An 18,369-nucleotide genomic window follows, 5' to 3' on the forward strand; every position below is an offset into this window, starting at 1 on the left:
ACCCGGATGGCAGGATGTCGCTGGGCCGCGCGGGGCGCTGGGGAGCTCCGCACTGAATGTGGCCGGTCTATCGCAACAGTTTGTACTGCGCCGCCTCTCGGCAGCATCGGCAAACCGTGAGGAGTTCAGGCATGAAGACACCCTTCAAGACCAGACGGCGCACGCTCGTTGCGGGGTTGATCGCCGCCGCAGGGCCCGCCACCGCCGTTGCACTGATGGCCGGCCCGCCGGCGACCGGCGCCACCGACCCGTGCGCGGCCAGCCAAGTCGCCCGGACGATCGGCTCGGTCTCCAAGTTGATGGGCGACTACCTGGACTCCCATCCCGAAACCAACCAGACGATGACCACGATGCTGCGGCAGCAGGGCGGCTCGCAGTCGGTCACCTCGCTGAAGTCCTACTTCGAAGCCAACCCCAAGGTGGCTGCCGATATGGCTGGGGTCGCGCAGCCGCTGACCAGCCTTTCGACGCAGTGCAAGTTGCCGATCGGCATCCCGCAGGCGATGGGGGTGATGATGCAGCAGGCGCCCGGTGGCGGCGCCGGCCTGCCGGGCGGGTTGCCCGCCTCGCCCGCCGCTGGCCTGGGCACGCTGCCGGTGAATGCAGCGCCGGGGGCCTCGTCGGCGGCGACGGCGCCGGCCGGCGCAGGATTGGGGAATTCGCCGGCCCCGGCGCCGTTCCCGCCCGCAGCGACCGCGCCGGCCCCGCCGGGGGCGGGCGGCACGCTTCCCGGCCCGTCGCGGCAGAACAACGTCGGTTAGCCGGCGCCTTTCCCCGGTTCGGGTGGCGGTAACGGACCCTGCAGCGCGGCGTCGTCGGCGGTGACATCGTTCCAGTGCCGCAGCTGCGGCTCGAGCACGGGCAGCGGACCGGTCGGCGGGTCGTCGTCGGAGCCGCCCGGCTTTTCGGTGCGGAACACGAAGAAGAACACCACCCAGCCGACGGCGGAGATGAGCAGCCAGCTGATCAGCCGATAGAGCAGCATGGCCGAGATCGCGTTGGGCAACGACATACCGCTGGACACCAGGCCGGGTACCAGCACCGCCTCGACGACCAACAGCCCACCCGGCATCAGCGGAATCGTGCCGACGGCACGCGCGGCCGCGTAGGCCACGGTCAGCCCGGCGACGGACGCGTGGTCGCCGGCCGCGTACGCGGCGAACGCGAGGCAGGCGACGTCGGCAATCCAGTTGAACATCGACCAGCTGAACGCCACCCCCAGGTCGCGCCGCCCCAGGCTGACCGATTCGAGCTGCATGAGGATCTCTCGCCACTTCGCCAGCCCGGTGTCAATCGGCTTGCCGCGAACCGAGTTGAACCACGCCAAGACGCGGGTGCCGATGCCCTCGATCAGTTCCGGCCGGGATGCCACCGCCTGGGAAAGCAGCAGCAACGCGATGAAGCCGCCGAGCGTGAACAACAACGAGAAGGGGTTGTTCTTGGCGCCCAGGAAGAAAGCGCCGCCCAACCCGAGCAGGGCCAGACCCACCGCCTGCAGCACGCCCGACATCACCAACTGCCAGGACGCCACCACGGTCGAGGCGCCCCAAATACGTTGCTGGCGAAGCAAAAACGTCGCCGATAGCACCGGGCCGCCGGGCAGCGTGGTGCTCAGCGAGTTGGCGGCGTAGAAGGCGGCCTCGGACCGCAGCTGCTTCACGTGCACCCCGGCGGACTTCAGCAATGTGCGCTGGATCTGGGCGAAGCTGTGCATCGACGCGGCCGCCGCGGCCACCGCCGCGAGCAACCACCACCAGTTGGCCTGGAACAGGCTCGTCCAGGCCTTGGCCAGCTGATCCCAGCCCAGTGCGACCTCGACGCCGAGCACGATCGCGACCAGGCCCAGCACTACCCATCGCACCCACCAGTACTTGCCCCGCGGCGTCTGGCCCCCGCGCGCGGGGGCCAGTGGCTCACCCTGATGGGCGAATGCGCCGCCGCCCGGGAAGCGGAGGTTGCGGATGGGTGCGTCGTGCGACACGTGATTTAGGGTAACCGTGCTGGTGGCACCGCGATCGAGTCGCAACTCCGAGCGTGTCGCCGTCGTAACCGGATCGTGCTGGCGTCACCACTCAACAGGGGCCCGCCGGATAGGCTGGCCGGATGCTGGCAAACTCAGACGACGCCTCGGTCGAGCCCCTTGTCCGCAAGACCGCAGCCTGGGCGTGGCGTTTGCTGGTCATCTTGGCCGCGGCGGTCGCCTTCTTCTGGGTGGTGGCCAAGCTCGAGATCATCGTCGTCCCAGTGCTGCTGGCTTTGATGATCAGCGCGCTGCTGGTACCGGTCGTGGACTGGCTGGACCGGCGGGGCTTGCCGCGTGGCGGCGCCGTCGCGCTGGTGTTGCTGGGCGGGTTCGCGCTGCTGGGCGGCATCCTCACATTCGTCATCACCCAATTCGTCGTGGGTTTGCCCGATCTGACCGAGCAGGTCACCCGCAGCATCGAGTCCACGCGACGGTGGCTGATCGAAGGGCCGGCGCATCTGCGCAGCGAACAGATCACCAACGCGGGCAATGCCGCGATCCAGGCGCTGCACAACAACCAGTCGAAACTGACCAGCGGGGCGCTGTCGACCGCGGCCACGCTCACCGAAATGCTCACGGCCGCGGTCCTGGTGCTGTTCACCTTGATTTTCTTCCTCTACGGCGGCCGCAACATCTGGCAATACGTGGCCAAGATCGTCCCGATCGGCGTTCGCGAGCGGGTTCTGGACGCTGGCCGCGCCGGATACGGGTCGCTGATCGCCTACGTCCGGGCCACCTTCCTGGTGGCCTTCACCGATGCGGCCGGGGTCGGGACCGGATTGGCCATCATGGGCGTGCCGCTCGCGCTGCCGTTGGCGTCGCTGGTGTTTCTCGGTGCCTTCATCCCGCTGATCGGTGCCCTAATCTCGGGGTTGGTGGCCGTGGTCGTCGCACTGCTGGCCAAGGGGATTGTCTACGCGCTGCTCACGCTGGGCTTGCTGGTCGTGATCAACCAAATCGAGTCGCATCTGCTGCAGCCGCTGGTGATGGGGCGCGCGGTCTCGATTCACCCGCTCGGGGTGGTGCTGGCGATCTCCACCGGCGGTGTGCTCGCCGGGATCGTCGGTGCCCTGCTGGCGGTCCCGACGGTGGCGTTCCTCAACAACGCGATCCAGGTGCTGCTCGCGCCGGATCCGGAGGCCGAAGCCGCAAAGCTGTCCGAGGGCGCCGAGCATACGGCGGTTATGCAGGCAGAGCCGGACCATCCGCACCAGGGGTCCGACTAAGGACTCGAGCGGATCTACAACCGTCCCTCGCGGCGCAGCAGATCCTGCGCGGACAACCCGCCGCCGGCGCGACGTCGCGGACGGGAATTATCGCCGTTGTCGCCCGGGCTGCGGGCGTTCATCTTCTCGGTGGCGGCGTCGGCGTCGGTGCCTTCGGGCCGCATGGCCGGAAGCGCGGTGGTGGGGTCGGCCGGGTCGGCCTTGCTCTCGTGGTTGCCGGGGACCGGCATGGCCCGGGTCTGACCGGCCGATGGCGGTGGCGCGGGCGGCGTCGGCGTGGTGGGCGCCGGCGGTCGCGCCGGGTTGGATTCGGGGTTTGCCTGCGCCGAGAAGCGGGTGGTCTTGGCTTCCGTCGGCTGGCTGGGTCGGGACTGGGTGCGGGCGGCGTTGGGACCCGGCGGCAATTCGGGGGTGGGCCGTGGCTCAGACGGGTCCGACGGACCCGGACGGATCGCGCGGGACGGCTCCGGGGGCCCGCCGGGGTGCGTGGGGTCGTGCGGCGAACGCGGTTTCGCGGCGACCAGGCTGGCCGCGACCGGCGGCCGGATCGCCCGGCCATTGACACCGGTCCGCTTGCGCTCGTCGGGCAGGTCGATCTCGCCCAGCCCGATGCTGTTCTGCAGGCGACGGGCCCAGCGCGGCGCCCACCAGCAGTCGTCACCCAACAGCTTCATCACCGACGGCACCAGGAACATCCGGACCACGGTCGCGTCCAGCAGCAGCGCCGCCATCAGCCCGAAGGCCAGGGTTTTCATCATCACCAGATCGGAGAACACGAACGAGCCGGCAACCACGGCCAGGATCAGCGCGGCGGCAGTGATCAAACGTCCGGTGGTCGCCGTCCCGATCCGGATGGCCTCGGCGGTCGACATGCCGCGTTCGCGGGCTTCCACCATCCGGGACACCAGGAACACCTCGTAGTCGGTGGCCAGGCCGAAGCCCACGCACACGACCAGCGCGATCAGCACGACCATCAGGGGCGTCGGCGTGAAATTCAGCCACTTCGAGAAGTGCCCGTCGACGAAGATCCAGGTCAGGATGCCCATGGTGGAGCCAAGCGTCAGCGCACTCATCAGCACTGCCTTGATCGGCAACACCACCGATCCGAACGCCAAGAACATCAGCACCAGGGTGGCGCTGAGCAAGACCACCACCATCAGCGGGGCCCTGTCGATCAAGGCTTGGATGCTGTCTTGCTCCAGGGCCGGCGTACCGCCGACCAGCAGCGAGATGCCCTTCGGTGGGTTGATCGCCCGCAGCTCATGGATCTTCTTGGCGGCATCGTTCTTGTTGACCAGGCCGTTCTGGATCACCCGCACCGAGTCGTCCTTGGGCCGCGTCGTTCCGTTCGGACCGGGGGCGCAGGGGTTGCCGGCGATGTCCGGGCAGGGCCGCTCCTCCCACGTCTTGTCGGTAAACCCGGTGATCCCCGAGATCCTGTTGCGGATGTCGGCAACCTGCTGGTCGGTGACCTTGCTGTGGTTGTTGCTCTCGATCACCACGGTCAGCTGCTCGGTCCGGTACCCGGGGAACTGTTTGTCGAAGTGCTCCTGTGCCAGGCGCACTGCATTGTCCGGCGGCAGGTACTTCTCGCTCATACCGCCAAGGGACAGGTTGCCCAGCGGAATCCACAGCAAAATCATGCCGACGGCGATCGGAATGGCGAAGACCAGCGGCCGTTTCATCACGCGGTTGACGAGCTTGCCCCAGAAGCCGGCCTCGACCTCTTCGCGGGTCTTGGTCTTCTGCAACCGCTCGGCGAACCAGTTGATGACGGCCCGCGATACCTCCCAATTGCGAAGGAAGGACACCCGGAAGAGGGTCCGCACGCCGAGCGCGTCGACGTTAGTGCCCAGGACCGCCAGGCAGGCCGGCAGCAGGGTGATGGACAGTATTGCCGCGAGCCCGACCGCGGCGAAGATCGCATAGGTCAGCGAATGCACGAAGCCCTGCGGCAGCACGAGCAGTGCGGCGCTGGAGGCGATGATCAGCACCGCGGAGAACGCGATGGTGCGCCCCGCCGTCATCACCGTGCGCCGCACGGCGGCCTCGGTGTCGTAGCCCTCGGCGATCTCCTCGCGGAATCGGCTCACGATGAACAGCCCGTAGTCGATCGCGATGCCGAAGCCGATTAGCGAGATCACCGGTTGGGCGAAAAAGTGCACCGGGCCGAACATGGCGACCAGCCGCAGGATGCCGGTAGCCCCGGCGATGCTGAGCCCGCCCACCATGACGGGCAGGCCGGCGGCGATCACCCCGCCGAACACGAAGAACAGGACCACAGCGACGACCGGTAGCCCGAAAAATTCCAGGAGCTTCTGGTCGGTGGCAATGGTGCCGGTCAGGGCATTGGCGATCGGCTCCAAGCCGGCGAGTTCGATCTTGCCGCCGTTGAGCTTCTGTAGGTCGGGGGCGATGGCCTTGTAGTTGTTCAGGATGGTGTCGTCGTCATCGCCCTTCAGCGGAACGGTGACGAAGGTGTGCTTCCTGTCCTCGGTCGCCATCCCCTTGATCTGGGCGTTAGGGGCCTCGACGCCGGGGGCCAACGCCAGATAACCGGCCCAACCGAGCACCTCGCTGGGATGGTCCTTGACGAACTTGTTCAATTCGTCGACGGTTTGCTGTCGCCAAGCCGGGTCATCGACGGACTTGCCATCGGGAGCGGTGAAGGTCGCCACGATCTGGCTGGTGCGGTCCCGGCCGTAGGTCTTGTCGCCCAGAATCGAAGCCGTGACGGACTGGCTGCCATCGTCGTAAAACCCGCTCTGCGTGACGTGTTTACCGAGGCTCAGCCCGAAGATGCCGCCGCCAAGGCACAGAGCCACCATGACCCCGATCACGATGTACCGGTAGCGGTACACGGTTCGACCCCACCAGGCGAACACGTAAGCTCCTTACTGGATCACTAACAGCGACCCGCGCATTGGTTTTCCAGTGTCACACACGCGTGGTCAGTAGCGCGGACAGCGGCCGGAACGGCTGCAGCCACGCCCCCCGATCGGGCAGCGAATCTAGGCCGATCCGCGGCAACGGTTCCCGGAAAACGCCCTCGATGTCTTCCAGGTCAACGAAGTCCAAGGTATCCGACGCTAGTGCCCAACTCGCATGTTCGCGAAATCCGATCACTTGGACGGGGGTCGCGCCGCCGACCCCGGTGCGTGCGATTTCTTCCAGCGGCTGACGAAACGCTTGACCGTCAGCGGAGGCTACGACCAGCGCCGCGAGTCCTTCTTGACGCCGCAGTTCGATGTGCTGGAGCATGTCCCGGTCGACATCGCTGTCTTCATCTATTTTCGGCTTGGCGAAGACCGCAAATCCGACGTTACGCAGGGCGTCCACCCACGGTCGAACGACGTCGGCGCTGCCCGGGGCGATGTTGGTGAACACGGTGGCCTCGGGTTCGACGACGACGCCCGGCCGGGCGGCGCTGACCTCGGCAGTGCGGGCCAGCAGCCAACGACCGAGAGCGTCGAAGCGCGGGCGTTCCAGCGCCGTCGGGCGGCGGCCCAGGATCGAGCCCAGGCCCATATCGAGGTTGGGCGCGTCCCAGATCAGCAGCACGCGCCGCGGCGTATCGATGCTTCCCGGGTCGTCGCCGGACGGCGTGGCGGTTTCGCCGGTTTCAGCGGCGGCGGTCGCTTCTTCTGTGAGGCTCATACTCATCGTCTTTTCCAGATGAACTCGGATACGGAGCTGCCCAATTCTTGGGCTTTCCGCTCGTACTTGGTGGTCGGGCGCACGATCGAGATCGGCAACCGGCTGCCGGGATCGGCCCGACTCAGCCGCGGTTCGCCATCGCCGACCTCCGCCATCTGCTCGGCATAACCGGGGTGGTCCGTCGCGGCGTGCAGCACACCACCGGGGAGTAATCGGTCCGCGATCAGGCCGACCGTGGCCGGCTGCAGGAAGCGGCGCTTGTGGTGCCGTGCCTTCGGCCACGGGTCGGGGAAGAACAGCCGAAACCCGGTCAGCGAACCCGGCGCGATCAGGTGCTGCAGCACGTCGATGCCATTGCCGCGGATCAGCCGGATATTGCTCACCTGCTCGCGGTCGATCGCGCACAGCAGCTGGGCCAGTCCCCGCCGGTAGACCTCCACCGCTATCACGTCGATTTCAGGTTCTTCGCGGGCCATCGCCAGTGTCGATATGCCGCTGCCGCAGCCGATTTCGAGCACCAGCGGCGCTTCGCGGCCAAACCAGGCACGGGCGTCCAGCGGTTCGAAGCGGCGCGGTATTTCGGACCGGCCCACGGTCGGCCAGCGCCGCTCCCAGGTCTCGTGCTGGGCGCCGGACAGGGTCGAACGCCTGGAGCGGAAACTCGTGGCCGGCAGATAGCCCCGTTCCGGGACGCTCGAACGCTGCGGCTCCGACGCTGGCGTCACGCCTTCTTCGGTATCCAGGCCGGCCCCCACCTCCACCGGAGCATCCGGACACATCCCGACTCCGGATTGCGCATGCATTTGTCCATGGTGGCCCATGAACCTCCGATGTAGCCGCCCCTGGACCAGATTGATACCCAACAGTTGCCTTCAACTGGTAACAGATAAGCGGTGGCTCGCAACTCGAAGACGCAAGTGCCACTATGCGGTGGGGCGGAGTCGGCTGTCCGGCAAACGGGCCTGGCGCCGGCGACGGCCCGGCATGGGACCGGAGCAACGCCGGCGCTGGGGAGCCGGCCGATCGGATCGAGCAGGCAAGAAATGCAGGCACGGGGGAATCAAGTTTTCGTCGACGAGCTGGCGGAATTTGCTGCCGGATGTGCGGACCCGCGCGTGAGGGCGATCGCCGAGAAGGCCGCCACACCGCTGCGGGCCGCGGTGAGTGGACGCGCCGGAGTGGGACGCGGCACCGTGACGCGTGCCCTGGCTCACGCCGGGACCGCCGCGGACATCACGGTGATGCCATCCGAGGGCGAGGCCGACGTCGTTGTCCGGGTGGTCGCTGAAGTGGCCAAACCCGAGGACGTCGACGTGATCGCGGCCGCCGGCGGCCCGGTGCTGACGGTGCTCAACAAGACCGACCTCCTCGGCTCGCTTTCCGGCCGCACCGGCGACGGCCCGCTCGCGGCCGCCCGGGCCAGGTGCGCGCAGCTCGCCGAGGTCACCCGGGCGCCCGTCGAACCGATGATCGCTTTGCTGGCCGTTACCGCGCTCGAGGGAGTGGACACCACGTCCTGGGCTGCATTGCGGACGCTGGTCGCTCACCCCGCCGGCCTGGACGGCTCCTTCGAGGCGTTCCTTGCCGCCGACAACCCCGTGCCGAGGCAGGCACGGCTGCGGCTGCTGGACACCCTGGACCTGTTCGGCACGGCGCTGGGCGTTGCCGCGGTCCGCCGGGGCGGCACGCCGGCCCAGCTCCGGGCCCTGCTACGCCGCATCAGCGGTGTCGATGCCGTCATCGCCCGGATTGCGGCCCTGGGCTCCGAGGTGCGCTACCGGCGGGCGCTGGAGGCCACCGCGGAGCTGCAGGCCCTGGCCGTAGGCCCTGCTCCGGTCGGCGGGCAGGTCACCGCGTTCCTGTCCCGCGACGACACGGTGATCGCGCGGATGGCCGCCGCCGTGGAGGTGGTCGAGGCGGCGGGGCACGACGTCGGTGACTGCGACGACCCGGACGAACACCTGCGCCGGGCGACGCGGTGGCAGCGCTACGCCCGCGCATCGGCCAACGACCTGCACCGCGCCTGCGGTGCGGACATCGCCCGCGGATCGCTGCGGCTGTGGTCGCAGGCCCGGGAGCCATGGTGAGCGATACGGCGTCCGGCGGGGCGCAGGCCCAGGTCGATGAACTCGTGGCGGCGATCGGGCCGCGGCTGGAATCGCCCGTCATCGGCCGCCGCGACGTCGTGCTGGTGACCGGCCCGTGGATGGCCGGTGTGACCGGAGTCGCGATCGCGCTGGGCGAGCGGCTGCCCGAGTACAAATTCGTCGAGTCAGCGGATCTGCGGCCCGGCGAGGCGCCGATGGCGGTGGTGTTCGTTGTCTCCGCGGCCGCCGAGCTCACGGGATCGGACTGTGCCCTGCTCGACGCCGCCTGCGAGCACACCGACGTGGTGGTCGGGGTGGTGTCCAAGATCGACGTGCACCGCGCCTGGCGCGACGTCTTGAGCGCCGACCGCGACGTGCTGGCCGCGCATGCGCCGCGCTACACGCAGGTGCCGTGGATCGGAGCGGCCGCCGCGCCCGAGCTGGGTAATCCGCAGCTGGACGAACTGGTCGACGCCGTCGCGGCGCAACTTGGCGTTTCGGACATTGAGAGACGAAATTGGTTGCGGGCCTGGGAATCTCGGCTCAATACCGCCGCGCAACGCTTCGACCGCGACGCGGACAGTGCCGGCCGGCGGGCCCGCGTCGACGCGCTGCGCGAGGAGCGCGGCACTGCCCTGCGCGAGCGCCGTCAATCGAAATCCGAGCGCACCATCACGCTGCGCGGCCAGATCCAGCAGGCGCGGGTCCAGCTCTCGCACCTGGCGCTCAACCGGTGCTCGGCGGTTCGCGGCGAACTGCAATCCGACGCCGCGCGCCTGCCCCGGCGAAGCATGGCCGGGTTCGAGGCGCACGCGCGGGCCCGGGCCGCGGAGACAGTCGGCGAGGTGTACGAAAGCACCACCACACAGCTCGACGACGTCGCGCGCGAGCTGGATGTGCCGATGGAGCTACCGCCCGTCGAGCAGCTGCCGACCGTCGACGTCGCGCCCCCGCCGTTGAAATCGCGGCGCCAGGAGACCTGGCTGATGGTGCTGCTGGGAGTCGGGTTCGGGGTGGGCGTCGCGCTGACGCTGTCCCGGCTGGTGGCCGGCGTGGCCCGGCGGCTGAACCCCGCGGTGGAGATCGCCGGTGCCGCGGCCTGCGTGGCCGTCGGTCTGGCGGTCACGGTCCTGGTGGTCAACCTGCGCGCCTTGCTCCACGACCGCTCGTTGCTGGACCGGTGGGCCGGCGAGCTGACGTCGTCGCTGCGGTCGGCGACCGAGGAATTGGTCGCGACCCGCGTGCTGGCCGCCGAGTCGCTGCTGAGCACCGCGCTCCTGGCGCGCGACGAGGTCGAGAACGCTCGGGTGTCGGAGCAGGTCAGCGTCATCGACACCGAGCTGCGCGAGCACGCCCTCGCGGCGGCGCAGGCGGCAGCGGCCCGGGACCGGGAGATGCCCACGGTCCAGGCCGCGCTCGACGCGGTGCGTGCAGAACTCGGACACCCGGGTATCCCCCTCCCGACGGCCCCGCCACGGGCGCCGGCGGGACCTGAAATCACCCAAATTGGCGTCGAGGAGTGCGGATGAGGACGATTTCTGGCCGTTTAGGCCCTTCTGAATCGTTGTTGTGAGAAGGCTTATACCTGCCCGGGCCTTCCCCAGCAAGGGGATCGCGATAACCTGTAGCTAACGCCACCATGTCAATATTTGTGTGGGCGACTGCATACGCAATCACAATATGCCCACACGTACGTCGATGAATTCAGGAGAGTTCGATGACCTCAGCGACCATTCCCGGCCTGGACACCGCGCCCACAAATCATCAGGGGCTGCTGGCGTGGGTAGAGGAGGTTGCCGAGCTCACCCAGCCCGACCGGGTTGTGTTCGCTGACGGCTCCGACGAGGAGTTCAATCGGCTGGCCGCTCAGCTGGTCGAGGCCGGCACGTTGAAGAAGCTGAACGAGGAGAAGCGCCCCAACTCCTACCTGGCGCTGTCGGACCCGTCCGACGTGGCGCGGGTGGAGTCCCGGACCTTCATCTGTTCCGAGCGTGAGATCGACGCCGGCCCGACCAACAACTGGATGGACCCGTCCGAGATGCGGTCCACGATGACCGAGCTGTACCGCGGCTGCATGCGCGGTCGCACCATGTGGGTGGTGCCGTTCTGCATGGGTCCGCTCGGTGCCGACGACCCCAAGCTGGGCGTGGAGATCACCGACTCCGAGTACGTCGTCATCTCGATGAAGGTGATGACCCGGATGGGCAAGGCGGCCCTCGCGAAGATCGGCGACGACGGATTCTTCGTCAAGGCGATGCACTCGGTGGGCGCCCCCCTGGAGCCGGGCCAGAAGGACGTGCCGTGGCCGTGCAATGACACCAAGTACATCACCCACTTCCCGGAGACCCGCGAGATCATGAGTTACGGCTCGGGCTACGGCGGTAACGCGCTGTTGGGCAAGAAGTGCTACTCGCTGCGTATCGCCTCGGCGATGGCGCGCGACGAGGGCTGGCTCGCCGAGCACATGCTGATCCTCAAGCTGATCTCCCCGGAGAACAAGGCCTACTACTTCGCGGCCGCCTTCCCGTCGGCGTGCGGCAAGACCAACCTCGCGATGCTGCAGCCGACCATCCCGGGCTGGCGCGCCGAAACGCTCGGTGACGACATCGCCTGGATGCGGTTCGGTAAGGACGGCCGGCTCTACGCGGTCAATCCCGAGTTCGGTTTCTTCGGCGTCGCGCCCGGCACCAACTGGAAGTCCAACCCGAACGCGATGCGCACCATGGAGGCGGGCAACACCGTATTCACCAACGTCGCGCTGACCGACGACAACGACGTGTGGTGGGAGGGTCTCGAAGGCGAGCCCGATCACCTGATCGACTGGAAGGGCAACGACTGGATCCTGCGCGAGTCGGATACCAAAGCGGCGCACCCGAATTCGCGGTACTGCACCCCCATGTCGCAGTGCCCGATCCTGGCGCCCGAGTGGGACGACCCGCAGGGTGTGCCGATTTCCGGAATTCTGTTCGGCGCCCGCCGCAAGACGACGGTGCCGCTGGTGACGCAGGCCCGCGACTGGCAGCACGGCGTGTTCATGGGCGCCACGATGGGCAGTGAGCAGACCGCCGCCGCCGAGGGCAAGGTCGGTACCGTTCGCCGCGACCCGATGGCCATGCTGCCGTTCCTGGGCTACCACGTCGGTGACTACTTCCAGCACTGGATCGACCTGGGCAAGAACTCCGACGAGTCCAAGCTGCCAAAGGTGTTCTTCGTAAACTGGTTCCGTCGCGACGAAGACGGCGGCTTCCTGTGGCCGGGCTTCGGCGAGAACAGCCGGGTGCTGAAGTGGATCGTCGACCGCATCGAGCATCAGGCCGGTGGCCAGGACACCCCGATCGGCATTGTGCCGACGGCCGACGACCTGGACCTGGACGGGCTCGACATCGACGGCGGCGACGTGTCCAAGGCGTTGGCGGTGAACCCGGCCGAGTGGCGCGAGGAACTGTCCCTGATCGAAGAGTGGTTCGATTTCGTCGGCGACAAGCTGCCCACCGGCGTCAAGGACGAGTTCGAGGCGCTCAAGCAGCGGCTGGCGGAGTCCGACTAGGGCTTGACTAAAACCCGCGGGAAACGTTGAATCGGGCTGGCGCGCAGGACGCGTCGGCCCGATTCGCTTTTCGTCAGGCCGTGGTACGGCAAACACAGGGCGCCGATTCCAGTTCGGTTGTTTGGAACCGCAAGCATCGGTGTATAGATAGCTAACACTGGAATCCTGGAAGGCCGACAATGAAGTCAACGACAACCTCCGCGCTCACGATTGTGGTTGCAGCGGCGGGAATTCTGTTCAGTGGATGCTCGGCGTCGCAGGTGATCAACACCGGCGGTGACACCAAATGCAAGGACTTCACCACCCAGGACGAGAAGAAGCAGAACGACGAGGTCAGCAAAATGCTGAAGGACAAGAGCGGCCAAGACCCGACCAATTTGGAGATCTCCGCGACGCGACTGTCCGCACAGACGTACTGCCAAACGTTGGGCAAGCCGGACAGCAAGATCTCTGAGGCACCGCACGGCTGATGCCCTAGCCTGTCTGCGGGCCACTTAACACCCGTCAAATTCGGCGGCGGTACAGTCGGCGCATGCAGATCCGCCCCTATCTCGGCGCGAACAAACCGGCGATCGTCCTCTACCCCTCGGGAACGGTCGTCACCTTCGATGACCTTGAGGCGCGCGCGAATCGGCTCGCGCACCGGTTCCGTCAGGCCGGTCTGCGCGAGGGCGACAGCGTCGCGATTCTGATGGAGAACAACCAGCACTTCCACGCGGTCATGTGGGCGGCCCGGCGCAGCGGTTTGTACTACGTACCGATCAACACTCACCTGACCGCGGCGGAGGCGGCCTACATCATCGACAACAGCAACGCCAAGGCGATCGTAGGCTCGGCGGCGCTGCAGGAAACCCTCACGGGCCTGGCCGAGCAGTTACCGGACGGATTGCCGGAGCTACTGCTGATCGCGGACGGCGACCTCCCCGGCTGGGAGCGGTACCCGGAATGCGTTGCGAGCCAACCGGACACGCCCATCGACGACGAAATCGAGGGCGACCTGCTGCAGTACTCGTCGGGCACAACCGGCCGGCCCAAGGGAATCAAACGCGAATTGCCGCACGTCCCGCCGCAGGACGCGCCGGGCATGATGTCAGAGCTGGTTGGATTCTGGCTAGACCCTGACGCGGTGTACCTCAGTCCGGCGCCGCTCTATCACACCGCGCCGTCGGTCTGGTCGATGACCGTCCAGGCCGGCGGTATCACCACTGTCGTCATGGAGAAGTTCGATGCCGAGGGGGCGCTGGACGCGATCCAGCGGCACCGGGTAACGCACGGCCAGTTCGTGCCGGCCATGTTCATCCGGATGCTGAAACTGCCTCAAGCCGTTCGTGATTCGTACGACCTGTCCAGCCTCAAGCGGGTGATGCACGCCGCCGCACCGTGCCCCGTCGAGATCAAGAAGCAGATGATCGACTGGTGGGGGCCGATCGTCGACGAGTATTACGCATCCTCGGAAGCACACGGGTCGACGCTGATCTTCGCCGAAGACTGGCTGACCCATCCGGGTTCGGTCGGCAAACCCATGGTGGGCGGCGTACACATCCTCGACCCGGACGGCAACGAGCTGCCGCCCGGTACCGTCGGCGAGATCTACTTCGAGGGCGGATACTCGTTCGAATACCTCAACGACCCCACGAAAACCGCTGCATCCCGGGACAAACACGGTTGGGCGACCGTTGGAGACATCGGTTACCTCGACGACGAGGGCTATCTCTATCTGACCGACCGGCGCCACCACATGATCATCTCCGGCGGGGTGAACATCTACCCGCAAGAAGCAGAGAACCTTCTGGTCACCCACCCGAAGGTGGTGGACGCGGCGGTGTTTGGGGTGCCTGACGCCGAGATGGGCCAGCGGGTCGTGGCTGCCGTGCAGACCGCCGAGGAGGCCGACGCCACCGACCTGTTCGGCGAGGAGCTGATGACGTGGCTGCGAGACCGCTTGTCGCACTTCAAGTGTCCGCGCTCGATCGCATTCGAAGCGCAGCTGCCGCGCACCGATACCGGCAAGCTCTACAAGAATGGGCTGATCGAGAAGTACTCGGTGTGAGCCATGCTCCGAGTGGTCGACGTAACAAGCGCGCCGGAGGCCGGCCCGGTGTCGCCCCCGGGTGTGATCGTCGGCATCGGCTCGGCTGCTGAGCTTGCCCAGCACCAATTCTGGTTGGACGCAGCGACTTTCACACTGACCGAAGACCCTTGCGCCGATCGGCGGGTCATCACCGTCGATTCGGTTGCCGAGACGCTTGCCGAGCTGCGCAAGCGGTGTGAACACTGGCCACAGGCCAGCAGCGTCTGCGACGACGTGCTGCGCGCCGTGGCGGCCGGTGGCTCGACGCTGACCGGTGTGGTAACCGAATCGCTGGCCTACTCCACCTTGCAGGCCGGTCCGGAGTTTGCGCGCTGGCTCGACGAACGCGGCCCGGCCCGGATGCCCGAGATCGCCGACCCGGTGCAGGCGGAGCGCGACGGCGACACGCTCCGGATCAGGTTCAACCGGCCGCAACGACACAACGCGTTTTCCACCGATGCGCGCGGTGCGCTACTGGAGGCGCTGACCGTCGGGCAGCTGGACCCGTCGGTGAGCGGGATTGTGTTGAGCGGCAACGGCCCATCATTTTGCAGTGGTGGAGATCTCGCCGAATTCGGGACCCTCGCCGATCCCACGAGCGCGCATCTGGCCCGCACCCGTCACAGCCCGGCGCTGGCGCTCGACGCGCTGACCGCCCGGCTCGGCCGGTCATGTCGCGCCCAAGTACACGGCCGGGTACTGGGCAGCGGTTTGGAGATGGCCGCATTTTGTGGATGGGTTGAGGCTCAGCAGGATTCGCTCTTCGGGCTACCGGAACTGAATCTGGGTTTGATCCCGGGTGCCGGCGGCACCGTCAGCGTCACGCGCCGGATCGGCCGCTGGCGTACTGCCTATCTGGTGCTATCCGGCCGTACGGTCGGCGTCGATACCGCGCTGCGCTGGGGGCTAGTCGACGCGACTTCCATTGCTGTGCAACGGGTTACTCAGTAGCCACCGAACGTGGTAGTGGTCGTCGACGGGATGCTCGACACCGCGACCACGGCGATGACGATGTACAAGATGGCGATGATCGCATACGTGACGGCACCCGCGATGGCGCCGATGATCGCCCACTTCTTGGCGTTGCTGGACGCCTCCTGCGCCTCGGCGGCCCGGCCTTGAGCCCACAATCCGGCGACCTTGTTGGAGTAGACCAGCGACACGATCCCGAACGGGAGGCAGCACAGCACCGTGCACAAAATCGCCCAGACCAGGTAGTTATCCGGTTCCTGCTGGCCCTGCCAACCCACCGGCTGCTGGCCCGGCCAACCGCCTGGCTGTGGCGGTTGCTGCCAGCCCGGCTGCGGTTGACCCTGCCACTCCGGCTGCTGTGGTTGACCCTGCCATTCCGGTTGCTGGCCCTGCCATTCGGGGGAACCTTCGTACGGCCCTGGGGGATAACTCATGGCAGCTGCCTTCCTGGGGGTTCCTCCGGTCCAAACACGTTTACTCCCGCGCCGCTTTGCTGGCGCGCAAGTCAAGCAAATATAGCGCACCAGCGTAAGGCCGGGCGTGAGATTCAGCTGCGCTCAGATCCCGCCCCGAGCCACCAGCTGTCCGGCAATCACATTGCGCTGGATCTCATTCGTACCCTCGCCGACGATCATCAGGGGCGCGTCGCGAAAGTAGCGCTCGACGTCGTATTCGGTGGAGTAGCCGTAGCCGCCGTGGATGCGGACCGCGTTCAGGGCGATCTCCATCGCGATCTCGGAGGCGAACAGTTTGGCCATTCCGGCCTCCATGTCGCAGCGCTCGCCGCTGTCGTAACGTTCGGCGGCGTACCGGGTGAGTTGGCGCGCGGCGGTGAGCTTGGTGGCCATGTCGGCCAGGTAGTTGCCGACGGCCTGATGCTTCCAAATGGGCTTGCCGAAACTCTCCCGCTGCTGGGCGTACGCCAGCGCGTCCTCGAGCGCCGCGGTCGCCACGCCCAGGGCTCGAGACGCCACTTGGATGCGGCCCGTCTCGAGTCCCTTCATCATTTGCGAAAAGCCCTCGCCCACAAGGTTTCCCAGGACCGCCTTCGTGGGCACGGGAAAGTTGTCGAAGGACAGTTCGCAGGATTCGACGCCCTTGTAGCCCAGCTTGGGGAGATCTCGCGATATCGTCAGTCCCGGCCCCTGCTCGACGAGCACAATCGAGATGCCCTTATGGCGCGGTGTGGCATTCGGGTCCGTCTTGCACAGCAGCGCGATCAGTCCGGAATGGCGCGCGTTGCTGATCCAGGTTTTGGCGCCGTTGATCAGCAAGCCCCCGGAGCCGTCCGGCAGCGCGGTGGTCGACATGTTCTGCAGGTCGGAGCCGCCGCCGGGCTCGGTTAATGCCATGGTGGCCCGTACCTCGCCGGTGGCCATCGGCGGCAGGTAGGTCTGCTTCTGTTCCTCGGTGCCGAACAGTGTCAGCAGCTTGGCGACCACGGTGTGCCCACCCATCGCGCCGGCCAGGCTCATCCAGCCACGGGCCAGCTCCTGGGTGACCCGCACATAACCCGGCATCGAGATCGGCGAGCCGCCGTATTCCTCACCGATGGCCAGGCCGTAGATGCCGATCCGCTTCATCTGTTCGATCCACGCCTCGGGATAGGCGTTGGCGTGCTCGACCTCGCGGACCGTCGGTTTGACCTCGCGGTCGATGAACTCCCGCACCGTGGCGACCAGCATGTCTTCTTCGTCGCTCACCTGTGACCCATCCTTTTAGCACCTCCGGCGTTGCGTTCCGATTCGACAGCCTGCCAGCATGTGGCGTTGTGACGAGTAACGGGTATGCGGGGATCCGCGAAGGTGGGCCGTACTTCGACGATCTCTCGATGGGCCAGGTCTTTGACTGGGCGCCGGTGGCGACGCTCTCCGCGGGAATGGCCGCCGCTCATCAGGCCATCGTGGGGGACCGGTTGCGACTGGCCCTGGACGCGGACCTGTGTGCCGCGGTGACCGGCACTCCGGGGCCGCTTGCGCATCCGGGTCTGGTCTGCGATGTCGCGATCGGGCAGAGCACGCTGGCCACTGCGCGAGTCAAAGCCAACCTGTTCTACCGCGGCCTGACGTTCCATCGATTCCCGGCTATCGGTGATTCGCTCTACACCCGGACCGAAGTCGTTGGGCTGCGCGCCAACTCGGTCAAGCCCGGCCGCCCGCCGACGGGACTTGCGGCGCTGCGGATGACCACGATCGACCAGGCCGACCAATTGGTTCTCGATTTCTACCGCTGCGCCATGTTGCCCGCGAGTCCGCACTTCAATCCCGATGACGCGCCCGCCGACGATCTCGCCACGGTCGGCGCCGAGGCGACGCCCCCCGCCGTTGCGCCGGCCGCACACTGGGACGGCGAGGTCTTTCGAAAGCGAGTTCCCGGACCGCATTTCGATACCGCCATGGCTCCCGCGGTGCTGCACAGCACCGGCGACGTCGTCAGCAGTGCGCCCGAACTGGCCAGGATCACCCTGAACATCGCTGCGGTGCACCATGATTCGCGGGCCGGCGGGCGGCGGCTGGTGTATGGCGGGCACACCATCGGGCTGGCGCTCGCTCAGGTCAACAGGCTGCTGCCGAATCTGGGGACGGTGCTGGGCTGGGAGTCTTGCGATCACACCGGGCCCGTCTATGAGGGTGACACTTTGTACAGCGAGCTGCACGTCGAGTCGGCCGAGCCCACCGGCGACGGCGGCGTGCTGGGGTTGCGGTCGTTGGTCTACGCGGTCGGTGTCGACGCACCCGACCGGGCGGTGCTGGACTGGCGATTCAGCGCGCTGCACTTTTGACCCA

The 18,369-nt window shown here is 67.2% G+C and carries 15 protein-coding genes; 9 read left to right on the forward strand and 6 right to left on the reverse strand.

Features of this window, described 5'->3' with window-relative positions:
* Nucleotides 1–131 precede the first annotated feature (131 nt).
* Nucleotides 132–761: a hemophore gene (locus OK015_RS03800; protein WP_268129375.1), complete on the forward strand. Its 630-nt coding sequence runs from the start codon at nucleotides 132–134 to the stop codon at nucleotides 759–761.
* Here the strand turns inward: OK015_RS03800 and OK015_RS03805 are convergent.
* Nucleotides 758–1,981 carry a lysylphosphatidylglycerol synthase transmembrane domain-containing protein gene (locus tag OK015_RS03805; RefSeq protein ID WP_442791197.1) on the reverse strand — a complete coding sequence of 408 codons (1,224 nt, stop codon included), beginning with the start codon at nucleotides 1,979–1,981 and terminating at the stop codon, nucleotides 758–760. The genes OK015_RS03800 and OK015_RS03805 overlap by 4 nt on opposite strands.
* 122 nt (nucleotides 1,982–2,103) lie before the next feature.
* On the opposite strand from OK015_RS03805, the gene OK015_RS03810 reads away from it, so the two are divergent.
* Entirely contained in the window at nucleotides 2,104–3,249 is a 1,146-nt protein-coding gene (locus OK015_RS03810) for an AI-2E family transporter (protein WP_268129376.1), read from the forward strand.
* A gap of 14 nt (nucleotides 3,250–3,263) precedes the next feature.
* Here the strand turns inward: OK015_RS03810 and OK015_RS03815 are convergent, their stop codons facing one another.
* From OK015_RS03815 to trmB, 3 genes are read right to left on the reverse strand one after another with little or no spacing between them, the layout of a single operon-like run.
* Nucleotides 3,264–6,134 (reverse strand): MMPL family transporter, encoded by a 2,871-nt coding sequence (locus OK015_RS03815; RefSeq protein WP_268129378.1) that lies wholly within the window; start codon nucleotides 6,132–6,134, stop codon nucleotides 3,264–3,266.
* A 52-nt stretch (nucleotides 6,135–6,186) separates the two neighbouring features.
* Nucleotides 6,187–6,906: an NYN domain-containing protein gene (locus OK015_RS03820; RefSeq protein WP_268129380.1), complete on the reverse strand. Its 720-nt coding sequence runs from the start codon at nucleotides 6,904–6,906 to the stop codon at nucleotides 6,187–6,189.
* Between the two features lie 2 nt (nucleotides 6,907–6,908).
* Nucleotides 6,909–7,727, reverse strand: a complete 819-nt coding sequence (gene trmB / locus OK015_RS03825) for a tRNA (guanosine(46)-N7)-methyltransferase TrmB (protein ID WP_268129381.1) — start codon at nucleotides 7,725–7,727, stop codon at nucleotides 6,909–6,911.
* A 222-nt stretch (nucleotides 7,728–7,949) separates the two neighbouring features.
* On the opposite strand from trmB, the gene OK015_RS03830 reads away from it, so the two are divergent.
* The 6 genes from OK015_RS03830 to OK015_RS03855 all read left to right on the forward strand — a co-directional run bounded on the left by OK015_RS03830 (nucleotide 7,950) and on the right by OK015_RS03855 (nucleotide 15,562).
* Entirely contained in the window at nucleotides 7,950–8,993 is a 1,044-nt protein-coding gene (locus OK015_RS03830; protein WP_268129382.1) for a hypothetical protein, read from the forward strand.
* Complete coding sequence (locus OK015_RS03835; protein WP_442791262.1) at nucleotides 8,987–10,522, forward strand: hypothetical protein; 1,536 nt, start codon at nucleotides 8,987–8,989, stop codon at nucleotides 10,520–10,522. The genes OK015_RS03830 and OK015_RS03835 overlap by 7 nt, the downstream gene beginning before the upstream one ends.
* Before the next feature lie 188 nt (nucleotides 10,523–10,710).
* Nucleotides 10,711–12,540 carry a phosphoenolpyruvate carboxykinase (GTP) gene (locus tag OK015_RS03840; protein ID WP_268129385.1) on the forward strand — a complete coding sequence of 610 codons (1,830 nt, stop codon included), beginning with the start codon at nucleotides 10,711–10,713 and terminating at the stop codon, nucleotides 12,538–12,540.
* Between the two features lie 179 nt (nucleotides 12,541–12,719).
* Nucleotides 12,720–13,010 (forward strand): hypothetical protein, encoded by a 291-nt coding sequence (locus OK015_RS03845; RefSeq protein ID WP_268129386.1) that lies wholly within the window; start codon nucleotides 12,720–12,722, stop codon nucleotides 13,008–13,010.
* A 62-nt stretch (nucleotides 13,011–13,072) separates the two neighbouring features.
* Nucleotides 13,073–14,590, forward strand: a complete 1,518-nt coding sequence (gene fadD4, locus OK015_RS03850) for a fatty-acid--CoA ligase FadD4 (protein ID WP_268129387.1) — start codon at nucleotides 13,073–13,075, stop codon at nucleotides 14,588–14,590.
* A 3-nt stretch (nucleotides 14,591–14,593) separates the two neighbouring features.
* Nucleotides 14,594–15,562, forward strand: coding sequence for an enoyl-CoA hydratase/isomerase family protein (locus OK015_RS03855; protein ID WP_268129388.1), 969 nt, complete (start codon nucleotides 14,594–14,596; stop codon nucleotides 15,560–15,562).
* Here OK015_RS03855 and OK015_RS03860 read toward each other — a convergent pair.
* A complete protein-coding gene (locus OK015_RS03860) occupies nucleotides 15,556–16,017 on the reverse strand; it encodes a CD225/dispanin family protein (protein ID WP_268129390.1) in 462 nt (153 codons plus the stop codon). The two genes, OK015_RS03855 and OK015_RS03860, sit on opposite strands and share 7 nt — an antisense overlap.
* Nucleotides 16,018–16,140: 123 nt before the next feature.
* Nucleotides 16,141–17,286 (reverse strand): acyl-CoA dehydrogenase family protein, encoded by a 1,146-nt coding sequence (locus OK015_RS03865; RefSeq protein ID WP_268129391.1) that lies wholly within the window; start codon nucleotides 17,284–17,286, stop codon nucleotides 16,141–16,143.
* A 128-nt stretch (nucleotides 17,287–17,414) separates the two neighbouring features.
* Between OK015_RS03865 and OK015_RS03870 the strand changes: the two genes are divergently transcribed.
* A complete protein-coding gene (locus OK015_RS03870) occupies nucleotides 17,415–18,365 on the forward strand; it encodes a MaoC family dehydratase (RefSeq protein WP_268132422.1) in 951 nt (316 codons plus the stop codon).
* Nucleotides 18,366–18,369: the final 4 nt, after the last annotated feature.

Source organism: Mycobacterium sp. Aquia_216 (assembly GCF_026723865.1).
In the GTDB taxonomy this organism is placed as follows: domain Bacteria; phylum Actinomycetota; class Actinomycetes; order Mycobacteriales; family Mycobacteriaceae; genus Mycobacterium.